We start from the raw sequence: 13,333 nt of genomic DNA, 5'->3' as shown, positions 1-13,333 counted from the left end.
GTTTTTATTGATGATTTATTAAAGAGAATGTTATGTAGTGATGTTCAAAATAGTCAAGGTGCCATGAATTTTGAGTCGAAGATCTTACTTTTATCTAATGAAGATGCAAATCCATTCACTCGTGCTGTAGATGAGGTAAACTCGACGATCTTAGTCATCTCAAGGAAGAGTATATGTATTCGGTTCGTTTGGATAAACAGAAGATAACCCCGTCTAAAGTGTTGTGTGTTGGTCGGAACTATATTGAACATATTCAAGAGCTTAATAACACAATACCAGAACAAATGGTGGTATTTAATAAACCCAATACGAGCATCACAACCACTCTATCCTCGTTTCACCAAGAGACGCTTCACTATGAAGCTGAAATTTGTTTTTTGATCAAAAAAGGTCAATATAGCGCGGTTGGTTTGGGGTTAGATCTGACTAAGCGGGTACTGCAATCTCAGCTTAAAGCAAAAGGTTTACCTTGGGAGCGGGCGAAAGCATTTGATGGTTCGGCTGTACTTAGCCGATTTGTGCCACTGCATGGTATCGATATCAATAAGTTGCAGTTAGAGCTATTCATCAACTGTGTTCGGGTTCAGTGCGGCGGTGTAAACCAAATGATCTATTCACCCGCCATCATTTTAGAAGAGCTGAAATCTTACACATCGCTGCGTGATGGTGACGTTGTGATGACCGGAACGCCACAAGGAGTTGGAGAAGTGCATTGTGGCGATCTCTTTTTAGGGCGTCTTAAATGTGGAGAGCAGACCTTAATCGAGATTGAATGGCTAGCGCAATAAAACTGATTTGCGCTATTCGGGCTGCGGTTATTATCAGTATTCACCGCAGCCTCTGTCTTTAATGGGCTAAGAGCGTTAAATTTAGCAAAAAGAAAGTCGCCATGCTGATGATCGTGGTCAGCAGGACATTCTTGGTTTTCCATGCAATCAGCCCCGCTAATGCTGCGGCCCACAAGTAGGGATTATGGCGATCAAGCCAAAGTGTTTGCTCTGGCAGGAACACAATCGGAGCCCAAATAGCAGTTAATACAGCAGGGCTAGAATAAGTGAGTAAGCGCTGGATAACTGGGTTGAGACGCAGCGGTAATTTAGGCTCTAAGAACAGATAACGGCTCATAAAGACCAAAGCGGTCATGGCGAGGATAGAAAGCAGAATCATCGTTGGTTCCTCCTGCTCGAACAGAGTAAAACTTCAGAAACATAACCTGCACACATTGCGCCAATGCTTGCTAGCATTAAGCTACCTTCAACTTGCCAAAGAGTCAGGCTTACCGATAACACTAGGGCACTGATGACAGCAACGAGTATCGGTATGTTTTTAATGTTCGGAATGACAATGGCGATAAAAGTAGCCGCGACTGCAAATTCCAACCCCAACTCGTTTAAAGCGGGGATGTAGCTGCCTGCAATAATGCCGACCAGTGTGGCCAAATTCCAAACTAAATAGAAGCTTAAACCCGCACCAAGCGCGTACCAACGGTTAAACTGTTTTTCATTTTGTTGTCCGCAGACCGCAAACAGCTCATCAGTGAGCAGAAAACCCAGAATTAAACGCCAACGTGTCGGGAGTGGGCTGATTTTGCTGCGCATGGAAACGCTGTAGAGAAAATGGCGAGAAGTGATGAAAAATGTGGTGATCAGCAGAGTCAACAGCCCTGCACCTGTTTTAAACATCCCCGTGGCGACGAGTTGCGCTGAGCCTGCAAATAAAACCGCAGAGAGTGCTTGGCTCTCTAATACGGTCAGGCCACTTTCAATCGCAAATGATCCTGCCAATAAGCCCCATGGTAAAACGGCAATACTCAGCGGTAGCATGGCCAGTGCGCCTTGCCCAAAGAGGCGACCTCGAGGTTCCAAATGTACGTGGTTCAATAGTGTGCTATCCATAGTAATTCCTTTGCTGGAAGTGATGAATCTATCAAGCCACAAGGTTGGGTCAAGCGATTGTACAAAATTGCGCATACAACTGTCATCCACTGAAGGGAAAAGAGCGTTGTAGTCGCAGGCATTGTTCACCTAAACAGATGAAATAAAAATGCCGCCAACAATGAACTGAAGACGGCCTGTTATTTCGCTGTGCTTGTCCGGCAATGAGCGCTACAAGCTGTGTTGGTGTTCTGCGATGAGCATCGCCATTTGCTCGTCGGCTTTTTTCTCGGCGCTGGCAAAATCTTCTTCTGCTTCGAAGGCTCCGACGACCTCGTAATAGCATTTCAATTTAGGCTCAGTGCCCGACGGGCGCACAATCACTCTCGCTCCGCCTTCCAAGTGATAGGTCAATACATCGCTAGCAGGAAGTTGAATCGCTTGCGTTGTTCCATCGGCAATATAACGTGTGAGTGATTTGAGATCGTCGGTCATGAGCACTTTTCTACCGGCGATTTCCGTTGGTGGTGTGGCGCGAAGCTTGTCACCGATCGGCGGTGAGTTAGGGTCTAACTTAATGCTACGTTGTGCATTAATGTAAAAACCGTGCTGACGGTAAATGGTTTCGAGTTGATCCCAAATAGTCTTACCTTGGCTGTATAATTCGGCCGCTAGTTGTGCAAATGCCACCATGGCCGAAAGGCCATCTTTATCCCAAACGGTTTGCCCTATGGTGTAACCCAATGCTTCTTCATAGGCGAATAAGAACTGCTGTTCATCGCTTTGTTGTTGCATCGCCACGTTGGTCAACCATTTAAAGCCAGTCAAGGTTTGGTAGTATTTTGCACCTTTTGCCTGCGCAATATTACCGAGTAAACTGGATGAGACGATGGTGTTGCCAACCAACTGTTTTGAGGCATCGGTTTTGGAGAGCAAATAGTCCCCAAATAGTGTGCCAACTTGATCGCCAGTCAGCATTTGGTATTGACCATCCGCGCGTTGTACGGCAATGGCAAATCGGTCGGCATCTGGGTCGTTGGCGCAGGCCAACTGGGCATTTTGGGCATGGGCTAACGCGATAACCATATCCATCGCCCCCGGCTCTTCAGGGTTCGGGAAGTTGACGGTCGGGAAACGGCCATCTGGTTCGCGTTGTTCTTTCACACTGATGACATGGGTAAACCCAGCGTCATGCAGCAAAGTTTCAGCCATCTCAGCGCCGACACCATGCATCGCGGTATACGCAATGGTAAGGCATTGCGGATCAGTGTGGTGGCTCAACAATGGGCTTTGGTTGAGGGTACGACGGTAAGTTTGGTAATACTCTTCTGTTAGCCATTGCAAAAGGCCTTGTTGGTGCGCGTTGTCTAACGGCATCAGAGAAATAGCTCGCGTTGCCGCTAAGTCGATTTCTGCTGCAATACCAGAATCGTGGGGCGGGATAATCTGTGCACCATTTTCCCAGTACACCTTAAAGCCATTGTATTCGGGTGGGTTGTGACTGGCGGTGACTACGACTGCGGCGGCGGCATTAAAGTGTTTTACCCCAAAAGCGACTACTGGGGTCGGTGCCACTTTATGCGTGAGATACACTTTGATCCCCAGCGCGGCGAGTACGGAGGCGGTATCATGTGCAAATTGCTGAGAATCTGGCCGGCCATCATAGCCAATCACCACCCCACGTGTTTTGGCATTGCTGACTTGTTGAATGAGGTAGTGCCCTAAACCCGTTGCCGTTTCTTGAATTACCAGACGGTTCATACGATTAGGGCCGCATCCCACCATGCCGCGTAAACCTGCGGTGCCGAACTCAAGGCGTGATTGAAAGCGATCTTTTATCTCATCTAACTGATGCTGATCGACTAGTGCTTGTAGTTCTTGGCGAGTTTTAGGATCGGGATCTTTTTCTAACCATTCGGAAACGTGTTGCATCATGGTTTCACCTTCTTACATTCATGTTGAATTGATTCTAACTGATATTCATTCTCAATAATGGGGGCGCAATCGCTAAACATCGTTCTTATTTTGTTTCTCATCACGTGTTGCTTCTCTTTGATTGGTTGCGCAACTGACGCTGACAAACTCCGTGTTATCTAGTTAGAGTGATGAAGCGAGAGATGGCGTAAACTGCGTAGCTCGAGCCGCCTAAACAGTAAAGAGAGGCTTAAACATAAACCCAAGTATGCACCGCCCACTAACAACCATATTTCAAAAATAAGCCCAGAAGAGTTAGCGATTTCTGTGCCAACAAACGTCATTTCTTGAATTGAAATTAGCGATACAATCGAAGAATCTTTGACCAAAGAAATCGCTTGCCCAGCTAAAGCTGGCGTGATCGCCGCCAATACTTGAGGGGCAATGACGTATCGGTATTTTACCCATCGAGACAGCCCTAAAGAGTGCGCTGCTTCCCATTGACCTTGAGCGATTCCGGCCAAACCTGAACGAACAACTTCAGCGATGTAGGCCGATGAAAGCATCCCAATACACACAATTCCAGAGAACAAATTTTCCCATAGATGAGAAGGACCAAACAGCCAATGCTGAATGACATTGGTTGGCTCATGGTGTTCCCGTAGTAGGTTTTCTAGGCCCAACAACGGGATCAGTTGATTGGAGACAAAAAAATAAAAAATGAACACGAAAACCAGCGGCGGAATGTTCCTAACTAATTGCACAAAAGCGTTAGCCGGAATTCTGAACCACGAAAACTGAGAGTGGCGTGCTACGCCAAGCAGTGTGCCTAACACAAGGGCCAGCACCATCGCCCAGACACTTAAGCGCAAAGTAGCAACTAACCCCTGAAAGAAATAAGGGATAGCACCATGGCTCGTTGGGGTGAAAATCAGAGCAAAAGCTTCTTGCCAACGCCAATTATAATTCACCCCAAGCTCGGCTCGGTGCGTTAACCAAATAACAAAGCCTAACAGTGCTACGAGTAACGCATAATCGAGCTTATTGAGCGATAATCGTAGCCATGGTTTAAGGCTCCGTTTTTCATACAGTACGGTTTTTGTTCTATTCACATCCGCCCCTCAGGCTATTGCCCTGAGACGATTTGGTTTTGCCAATCTAGCGTTGAGAACCAATATTCGTAGCGTTCACTTAACCAGCCGTCATTGGTTCGTTCAATAATCCATTGATCAAAAAAGGCTTTTTTGTCCTCCTCACCTAAGCGAACGGCAAACGCTTCGTTCCCTTTGGACAACCGTTCATTGAAAGGAATGAACAGTTTGTCACTGTGTTTCACTGTTTCATGTTCAGGTTTAGGGCTTGACGCAATCACGGCGTGTGCTTGGCCGTTTAATACTTCTTGAAAGGCTTGTGCATCGTCATCAAATTGCAGAATTTTGGCTTTGGGGAAGGTTTCACGAGCGACTTGAACGGTAAATGCTCCGCGTCGCGCTGCGATAGTCACTCGACGAGAGTTGAAGTCTTCAATGGTGGAAAAGCCATTAGCTAAGGATTGATTGGCAGCAAGCTGCACGCCTGAATGTGAGTAGGGGGTGGTAAAGAGCACGCTTTTCGAGCGCTCTGGCGTGATAGACATGCCGCCGATAATGACATCAAATTTCTGTGCTAAGAGTGCTGGAATAATGCCATCCCACGCGGTAGGTACAAATTCCACTTTCCAACCTGAATCTTCAGCAAGACGTTTGGCAACATCAATTTCAAAGCCAATTAGGTCGCCTTGCTTGTTGCGCATTGCCCAAGGCACAAACGTAGACATACCCACACGCAATGTGCCTCGTTCAGTGATTTTATCAAGGCTAGGCGTTTCACTGGCAAAGGCGGGTATGGAAATGGTTATCCCTAGTAACATGGTTAACCCGAGCGATAGAGCGGCGATAGCCTTCAACCCAGCGCGTTGCCACGCTTTTGGTGCAGATTGCTGCATGATGTTCTCCTTTTAAGGATGATTATTGAGCGCGCCATTGCGCCCCGAGTTTGTGTTCTAACCATGCTGAAAACCCTGATAAAGAAAGAGTTAACAGTAAATAAATTGCAGCGACGGTAAACCATATTTCAAATGGCATCGCCGTTTCTGAGACAATATTTCTACCTTGAGTGGTTAAGTCAAAAATAGCCATCACACTGACGATAGACGAGTTTTTAATTAATGACACGACTTCATTGGTCAGTGGAGGTAATGTACGTTGGATAAGTTGCGGTAAGATCACATCAACATAGGTATAAAAACGAGAAAGCCCTAATGTTCGTGCCGCTTCAAACTGTCCCTTCGGAATGCTGTTTAAACCACCACGAAACACTTCGGCAGTATAAGCGCCTTGAAACAGTGCCAAAGCTAAAATGGCAGTAGAGAAGCGATCTAAGCCCAGCACTGGGCCAAACACAAAATAGAGCAGGTATATCTGCACCAGTAGCGGCGTGTTGCGGATAAGCTCAATATAAATATTGGCCAACCAACGCCCTACCACTGAATTGGAAAGCTTCAACAAAGCGGTTGTTAAGCCAATGACCAGCGTAAAAAATAGGCTGACCGTTGAGATTTGCACCGTAACGGCTAACCCTTCGAGCAGTTCCGCGGGCCACCATTCACCCTCGTCGTAAAAAGCGATGAAATCAGGCACACGATACCATTGCCACTGGTAACCCATAGCATGTGCGCCAGAATCAAGTAGCCATACCATCCCCGCAAGCAATAGAACTATCTGTACTAGAGCGGAGAAGATCGGTTTTATCAGTACTTTTATCATCAATGGCTCAATATTTGGTTGAGAAACTGTTGAGTTCTTGGGTGTTTTGGCTGACGAAATATCTCTTCCGGCGTAGCGATCTCGAGAATTCTTCCTTCATCCATAAAAATGACGCGATCCGCTACTTTTCGGGCAAAACCCATTTCATGAGTGACGCACATCATGGTGATGCCATCTTGAGCAAGATCTACCATGACATCCAGCACCTCCTGGATGGTTTCAGGATCGAGAGCTGAAGTGGGTTCATCAAACAATAAAATTTCTGGTTGCATACAGAGTGAGCGTGCAATGGCAACACGCTGTTGCTGACCGCCAGATAATTGCACCGGATATTTGTCAGCTTGGTCAAGAATATTCACTCGCTGTAAAAAATGGCTCGCTCTTTGTCTTGCGGCTTGCTTACTCAATTTCAGTGTACGAATTGGAGCTAAAATAAGGTTTTCAATCACCGTCAAGTGAGGGAAAAGGTTGAAATGCTGGAAAACCATACCGATTTTTCCGGCAGGCTGTGTGATGTCGGAATGGTTAGAGTTCAGGGTGATCTTGCCCGCGGTGATAGCTTCTAACCCATTGACCGTTCGGATTAATGTTGATTTTCCTGAGCCTGAAGGGCCACAAACGACTAAGATTTCCCCTCGACGAACCTGAAGAGTAATGTCTTTCAAAGCGTGAAAATTATTGTACCACTTGTTTACTTTTTCAAACTCTATCGCATTCATGGTTGAATATCTTGTTGCTATTTTGTTATCACCTACCTTAGCAATATCAACGAGATAATGCACCTACGAAGCTCATATTAGCGTTAATTTGTGGGTTCCAGCTCAAGGGTGTAACTATTTTTTTACGCAATGATAATTTTGTAAAAAAGTAGCCAATATTGCCTTTTGTTGAAAATAATGATTGAAGTTGTGGTTTTTAGTAGATAAGTTACAGGGGAGAGCCGAAAGCAAGGCTGCGTATAGATCCAACCTGTCCATTGTTCGGTAGGCAGTAGAAAAGAATAAGGAAGAAGTAAGCAATGTTTCAGACTGATGATGTAAAAATTAAACGAGTTAAAGAGTTATTACCCCCTGTTGCGGTTCTAGAGAAGTTTCCAGCAACAGAAGTTGCTTCTTCAACCACATTTCAGGCTCGAGAAGCCATTCATAATATTCTACAAGATAAAGATGATCGCTTATTGGTGATCATTGGCCCATGTTCAATTCATGATCCTCAAGCGGCTGTTGAATATGGAAAACGTCTTAAAGTGTTACGTGATGAACTAGGTGATCGCCTTGAAATTGTCATGCGTGTCTATTTTGAAAAACCTCGTACAACCGTCGGATGGAAAGGGCTCATTAACGACCCTTATTTAAATGATACCTATAAAATTAACGATGGTTTACGCATGGCGCGTAAGTTACTGCTTGATTTGACCGATATGGGGATGCCGACAGCGAGCGAATTTTTGGATATGATCACACCGCAGTATGTGGCTGACCTTATCAGTTGGGGTGCTATTGGTGCTCGTACAACAGAATCTCAAGTTCACCGTGAGCTCGCATCGGGTCTATCTTGTCCGGTTGGGTTCAAAAATGGGACAGATGGCAATATCAAAATCGCTTCTGATGCGATTCGCTCTGCCAGTGCATCGCACCATTTCTTGTCGGTCACTAAGTATGGTCATTCGGCCATCATTCAAACGGCAGGCAACCCTGATTGCCATATCATTCTACGAGGTGGTAAAGAGCCAAACTACAACGCTCAACATGTCGCGGCTATCAAGCAGGAACTAGAAATCTCCGGTTTACCACAAAAAGTGATGATTGACTTTAGCCACGCAAACAGCTCTAAACAGTACCAGCGTCAACTTGTGGTATCACAAGATGTGAGCGAGCAGATTGCATCGGGTGAACATGCTATTTTTGGTGTGATGATTGAGTCTCATCTCGTTGAAGGACGTCAGGATCTCGTGGATGGTTGTGCGGCCACTTATGGTCAATCGATTACGGATGCATGTATTGGCTGGGATGACACTGAAGTGGTATTGCGTCAGTTGGCTGGTGCCGTAGAGGCGCGTCGCGCACGCTAAATATGGCGTCACTCTATAATATAAAGTATCAACAGAGCTCCCGATTTGGGGGCTTTTCTATTTAGGCTTAGACTAAACTCTGATCGCGTCACTTTAAGCACTATGGTTGTGAAAAGTGCTCAGATAATGCTGAACGACGATTTTTACTTGGGTCGCCGTTTTCATCGTTTTCTACAGTGCTTTCATAGCCTTGTTTGATAAAGCGTTGTAAAGGCATGACAGGTTCAATGCGCTTCAGTTGAGGGGAGTTTGTTGTCCCAGCAAGTTGGTAAATGGTCACGCCACTACCAGTGTTAATCACAATTTTATCCCCATCATATTCAAACTGAGTGCTGACTAAGCGATTATTTCGAAACACGCCATTTGAATTGAGAGTTAGAACCTCAGTGCTATAACTGGGTGTACCGATTTCGATCCATGAACCATAGACATTTTTGGGGCTTGTATACTCTTGATAGCTCACTAAAAGTAAAGTGGCAAAACCAGCAGCGATAGTGAACAGCACTATCCAAAAAAGACTTTTTAATACCCATTTTTTTTTCATGGGGTGACCTGAAGAGTCTTTATTTGCATGCGTGAAACCCTTAACTGCCATTCCCACTCCATAACGTAAGCAATCAGCGACTAGTACCGATAAGGCTAACCAATTAAAACAAGGTTAGAGAGTGGAATATGTCGTGTGGTTTAGCAAATGTCACACTGGAAAATATGATCTTTTTTCCAAAACCAGTACTAATGGATGACAAGATGAACATTGCATCATGAATTTTGTTGACTTACCGATCAGTATAGGTCGCGTTTCACTATTTGTTTAATCCCAATTGCCACTTGTGTATTTTTACGATTTCAGATAAAACGGCTTACAAACGTGTTATTCACCATATTTTGGTGGTTTATTTTACAAGGAAGAGAAATGATCAAAGAAAACACATACTTCGATGGGGCTGTTAAATCTTTAGGTTTTGCTCACCAAAGTGGTGACAGTTCGGTGGGAGTAATGGCTCCTGGCGAATACACCTTTGGCACGGCCGCTCCTGAGCGTATGACAGTCATCAAAGGTTCGTTAACGATAAAGCGTTTAGGGGATGAACATTGGTCTACATTTAAAGCGAATGAATCTTTTGAAGTCGCTGAGAATTCGTCCTTTGATTTGAAAGTTGCCGAAGCAACAGCTTATTTGTGCGAATATTTGTAGTTGAAATAGGGCTTAAAAGCCCTATTTCTTATTGAGCTGTTAAGCCAAATTTTGCATAGATAGCTTCGATCCTTCCACTTTTTACCATTTCAGACAGAGCGTTTTGTAATGCATCCGCTTGTGGATGGTTTTTAGGCATACCGTAATAGTTGCCGATAGTGTTTGGATAGTAGTAGGTTGCTACTTGGTAGTTACTAAAATTGATTGTTTTTAATTCCACTTCTAGCGCAGGTAAATCCAATACGATAACGGTATCTATTCTCTTTGCCTCTAGCATTCTTGCTAGGTTGAAGTCATCATTAACAACCGTTCTATTTATCTCTTTGTCTTGATCAAACGCTTCGAAATAAGCGGTACCTCTTTTCACACCGACATTCAGCTCTCGTAAATCTTGATAATTGTTGATTGCTGGCCCATCACTGCGAGTGACAAAAACAATATTCCGTGTTTGCTCACTTATAGGACCGATAAAGCGAACAAATGCTTCTCTGTCTGTTGTTCGTATGACACGTGGAACAATGTCAACAGTACCATTTTCTAAAGTAGCAAGGCTGCGAGGAAATGGAATGTTTCGCCACTCGATATCGAAGCCTATATTTTTTGCTGCTTCTTCAATGATTTCCTTTAATGGACCGCTGATTTTTTGACCATCTGGACTGATCACCATTTCTGGTGGTCGATGCCTAAAATCAGCTTTAAGGGTGTTAGCAAAAAGCGTTGAGCTGATCAGCACTGCTGCCAATGAAATGAGAATATTTCTAGTCAATACCCACATATTTCGTGCCTCTCGTCAAATTTACTACTTGAGTATAGGCAAACTTTCTGAGAACCCCAAAATGACACTTAAGATCAGCCGGATGGCTACCCTATGATTAATACTGTTCAAACAGACCTGAGTTGTAGTCTTTAATTGCTTGTTCTATCTCAGAAAATGAGTTCATTACAAACGGCCCATAATGCACGACAGGTTCATCAATGGGTTGCCCCATTAGCAACAATACTCCGCTCGTATCATTGGCTGTTAATGTTAAGAACTCACCTTTTGAGAGCAACGCTAGCTCGCCTTGCTCCAACACTTTACTGCCTAGCTGTGCATTGCCTTTGTAGGTAAATGCCATGGCATTAAAGTGATTCGGAGTGACGATCTCTAATTTGCTACCCGGTGTTGCTTGCCAGTCGGCCACACTCAATTTAACGCCCGTTTTTGTTAATGGGCCTGTTACTATCTGGTTGCCACAAGTGACATCACCCGCGAGTACTCTCAGCAGGCCAGTCTCTTGGGAGTGGTATTCGGTAATGGTTTCGGGTTGAAAGTCGTGGTATTGCGCTGGCGCCATTTTTTGGCTAGCAGGCTGATTGATCCAAATCTGAAAACCGTGCAACTGACCTTCAGTCATGATTGGCATCTCGCTATGAATAACACCTCTTCCTGCGGCCATCCATTGGGCACCACCAGAGCGTAATTCACCGACATTACCCATATGATCTTGATGTTGGAAATGCCCATTTAGCATATAAGTGAGAGTTTCGATTCCTCGGTGTGGATGAGGAGGGAATCCGCCAATATAATCGGCTTTTTGATCAGATTTAAATTCATCGAGCATTAAAAATGGTGAAAAATTAGCGTTATTAAAGCCAGCAACGCGGCTAATTTTTACGCCATCTCCATCCGAAGTGGGTTGTGCGGGGATTATCTGTTTTATTTCACGTTGCGTTAGCATAATGATTCTCCTTGTCGGTATAACATCAGTCTAAGACAAGGTGCTGATAAAGAAGAGCGCTGTGTTTTGAAGGTCTTCGTCGAGAAATTCGAACATATCTTGAGGGGGGCTATAATTAGAGTAGGTTGGATCACGAGGAGGATGCCCAATGTCTATGTTGCCCAAACATGAAGATCAGAATCCGCATTATGATCCCAAAGAGGATTTTACGCTTGAGCAGATGCACCGATTTACCAAGGTGGCTAATCAAGCGCAGAAAAATCGCGATACGCTTGAACAGCTCAGTGATAAAGACGTTTCCATTGTTGAAGCAGCAAGGCGTGCGGCAATGAGGCCAGTGATTCACCCTAAACCAAATAAACCTAATACAGCACGCTACGCCGCATGGATGGTGGTGGTATGTGCAGTAGGTTTGTGGATTATGTATATGACTCGCTAGCTTTCTTTATTGGTGTCACTGTTGCTGAATGGGTTGCAGTAGATGCGTCAGTATGGTCAAGTGAAATATGTTGGTAATACTGATATTGATTTTTGCCGTTGTGTTTTGCTGCGTACATCGCTTTGTCTGCGCACCGAGTCAGCTCGGCCAAGTTATCAGCATCAGAAGGAAACAAAGCAGCGCCGATGCTGACGGTGAGGTTATTGATCATTTCTGAGCCTTGATATTTATCCTCAAACAGATAACAAATCCGGTTGAGAACGCCATCCAAATCCTTAACCGTTTTGATATCGTAAAGTAGTAGCACGAACTCATCTCCGGCAAATCTCGCGATGGAGTAATCGTGTTTATCGGTCTTCCGGTCTTTATTTCGGACGTTGTTTTTTAAACGATTGGCGAAATATTGCAAGACTCGATCCCCGACCTCATGTCCGTAGCTGTCATTAATGGACTTGAAATTATCAATGTCTAGAAAGACGAGTGCGGTGATGGTTTTTTTATCAGTCTGCTGGGAGAGTTTTTCACGTGCCCAAGTTTCGAAACTCCAACGATTGGCGAGCCCAGTCAGTTGGTCGGTGTAGGCAAGGTCTTCAATTCCCTCTTGATAAAGATGCTGGATATAGCAAACCGCTTTGTTGTAGTAGTAAGAGGAAATATGACACATGCAACAGAGTGCGATGAGACTGAGAAAAAACCGATCTATGGGGAGATATTGAGGAAGAATATCGGCACCGGAGAGTTGTACTGAGACGCCAATTAGCATAAAGAAACTACAGCTAAAAACTAAGCCTATTCGAAAGTCATTAATGAAGATCACCGCCGCAATAATTGGAAACAACCACAGCACATTGCCGACCATATGCTGTCCATATAGTAGTAATATGACCCCTTTTGTTAACAAGATGGCACTGAGGAATAAATCGGCATAGGAGGTGTTATCAGAGTGATGGTAGAAATAAAGGTAATTAGAGGCAATGGCGATCAAGCATAATAAATTAAAAGTGCTCAGGTAATATTGCTGTTCAAGAAAATGAAGAATGCCATAAAAGGCGAAAAGTAGCACAGACACAAACGAGCATAAGGCAACGACCCTACGCTTGCGTGACGCTCGCATATTGGCCATCTCTTCTAAATGTCTACCTACCAGTTCAGTCATACTCGATCTCGATGCTATCCTAAAGTATTAGATACCGAGTTAAGTCTAGAATAAATAACAGAGTTTTGCGGACGAAGTGCATGGAGTAAGTTGAAAAATACAATGGCTAATCATTTGGCGTTTTCGTTAAGTCATTAGGCTATTAATAATCGGTGATCA

The 13,333-nt window shown here is 44.5% G+C and carries 15 protein-coding genes; 4 read left to right on the top strand and 11 right to left on the bottom strand.

The window, feature by feature from the left end; all coding sequences use genetic code 11:
- Positions 1–173: 173 nt before the first annotated feature.
- Positions 174–788: a fumarylacetoacetate hydrolase family protein gene (locus AACR75_RS08545; protein WP_013868096.1), complete on the top strand. Its 615-nt coding sequence runs from the start codon at positions 174–176 to the stop codon at positions 786–788.
- Between the two features lie 58 nt (positions 789–846).
- On the opposite strand, the gene AACR75_RS08540 is transcribed toward AACR75_RS08545, so the two are convergent.
- From AACR75_RS08540 to AACR75_RS08510, 7 genes are all read right to left on the bottom strand, one after another.
- On the bottom strand, positions 847–1,167 hold the full coding sequence (locus tag AACR75_RS08540; RefSeq protein ID WP_013868095.1) for an AzlD domain-containing protein: 321 nt from the start codon (positions 1,165–1,167) through the stop codon (positions 847–849).
- Positions 1,164–1,895 carry an AzlC family ABC transporter permease gene (locus AACR75_RS08535; RefSeq protein ID WP_026027571.1) on the bottom strand — a complete coding sequence of 244 codons (732 nt, stop codon included), beginning with the start codon at positions 1,893–1,895 and terminating at the stop codon, positions 1,164–1,166. Before AACR75_RS08535 ends, AACR75_RS08540 begins: the two co-directional genes overlap by 4 nt.
- Positions 1,896–2,105: 210 nt before the next feature.
- Positions 2,106–3,809, bottom strand: a complete 1,704-nt coding sequence (locus AACR75_RS08530) for a phospho-sugar mutase (protein WP_047687757.1) — start codon at positions 3,807–3,809, stop codon at positions 2,106–2,108.
- A gap of 158 nt (positions 3,810–3,967) precedes the next feature.
- Positions 3,968–4,879, bottom strand: coding sequence for an amino acid ABC transporter permease (locus AACR75_RS08525; protein ID WP_443089061.1), 912 nt, complete (start codon positions 4,877–4,879; stop codon positions 3,968–3,970).
- Between the two features lie 35 nt (positions 4,880–4,914).
- Entirely contained in the window at positions 4,915–5,697 is a 783-nt protein-coding gene (locus AACR75_RS08520) for a transporter substrate-binding domain-containing protein (RefSeq protein ID WP_170899086.1), read from the bottom strand.
- Between the two features lie 97 nt (positions 5,698–5,794).
- Positions 5,795–6,592, bottom strand: a complete 798-nt coding sequence (locus AACR75_RS08515; RefSeq protein ID WP_029189977.1) for an amino acid ABC transporter permease — start codon at positions 6,590–6,592, stop codon at positions 5,795–5,797.
- On the bottom strand, positions 6,592–7,311 hold the full coding sequence (locus AACR75_RS08510; protein ID WP_047687789.1) for an amino acid ABC transporter ATP-binding protein: 720 nt from the start codon (positions 7,309–7,311) through the stop codon (positions 6,592–6,594). Before AACR75_RS08510 ends, AACR75_RS08515 begins: the two co-directional genes overlap by 1 nt.
- Positions 7,312–7,610: 299 nt before the next feature.
- On the opposite strand from AACR75_RS08510, the gene aroG reads away from it, so the two are divergent.
- Positions 7,611–8,663: a 3-deoxy-7-phosphoheptulonate synthase AroG gene (gene aroG / locus AACR75_RS08505; RefSeq protein ID WP_013868087.1), complete on the top strand. Its 1,053-nt coding sequence runs from the start codon at positions 7,611–7,613 to the stop codon at positions 8,661–8,663.
- A 100-nt stretch (positions 8,664–8,763) separates the two neighbouring features.
- Here aroG and AACR75_RS08500 read toward each other — a convergent pair whose 3' ends face one another.
- On the bottom strand, positions 8,764–9,207 hold the full coding sequence (locus AACR75_RS08500; protein ID WP_026028663.1) for a DUF2850 domain-containing protein: 444 nt from the start codon (positions 9,205–9,207) through the stop codon (positions 8,764–8,766).
- Positions 9,208–9,576: 369 nt separating this feature from the next.
- Here AACR75_RS08500 and ppnP point away from each other — a divergent pair, with 369 nt between their 5' ends.
- Positions 9,577–9,858 carry a pyrimidine/purine nucleoside phosphorylase gene (ppnP, locus tag AACR75_RS08495; RefSeq protein ID WP_026027338.1) on the top strand — a complete coding sequence of 94 codons (282 nt, stop codon included), beginning with the start codon at positions 9,577–9,579 and terminating at the stop codon, positions 9,856–9,858.
- Positions 9,859–9,886: 28 nt separating this feature from the next.
- Here ppnP and AACR75_RS08490 read toward each other — a convergent pair whose 3' ends face one another.
- Both AACR75_RS08490 and AACR75_RS08485 read right to left on the bottom strand, forming a co-directional pair.
- Entirely contained in the window at positions 9,887–10,633 is a 747-nt protein-coding gene (locus AACR75_RS08490; RefSeq protein WP_047687753.1) for a substrate-binding periplasmic protein, read from the bottom strand.
- 97 nt (positions 10,634–10,730) lie between these two features.
- Positions 10,731–11,579 (bottom strand): pirin family protein, encoded by an 849-nt coding sequence (locus AACR75_RS08485; protein WP_047687752.1) that lies wholly within the window; start codon positions 11,577–11,579, stop codon positions 10,731–10,733.
- A 148-nt stretch (positions 11,580–11,727) separates the two neighbouring features.
- Between AACR75_RS08485 and AACR75_RS08480 the strand changes: the two genes are divergently transcribed.
- Positions 11,728–12,018: a hypothetical protein gene (locus tag AACR75_RS08480; RefSeq protein ID WP_013868082.1), complete on the top strand. Its 291-nt coding sequence runs from the start codon at positions 11,728–11,730 to the stop codon at positions 12,016–12,018.
- On the opposite strand, the gene AACR75_RS08475 is transcribed toward AACR75_RS08480, so the two are convergent.
- Complete coding sequence (locus tag AACR75_RS08475; RefSeq protein WP_047687751.1) at positions 11,999–13,174, bottom strand: GGDEF domain-containing protein; 1,176 nt, start codon at positions 13,172–13,174, stop codon at positions 11,999–12,001. The two genes, AACR75_RS08480 and AACR75_RS08475, sit on opposite strands and share 20 nt — an antisense overlap.
- Positions 13,175–13,333 lie beyond the last annotated feature (159 nt).

The organism is Vibrio sp. ZOR0018 (assembly GCF_963865925.1).
GTDB classification, from domain to species: domain Bacteria; phylum Pseudomonadota; class Gammaproteobacteria; order Enterobacterales; family Vibrionaceae; genus Vibrio; species Vibrio anguillarum.
The sequence above is the reverse complement of the archived record's forward strand: the minus strand, read 5'-3'. Positions and strand labels throughout refer to the sequence as shown.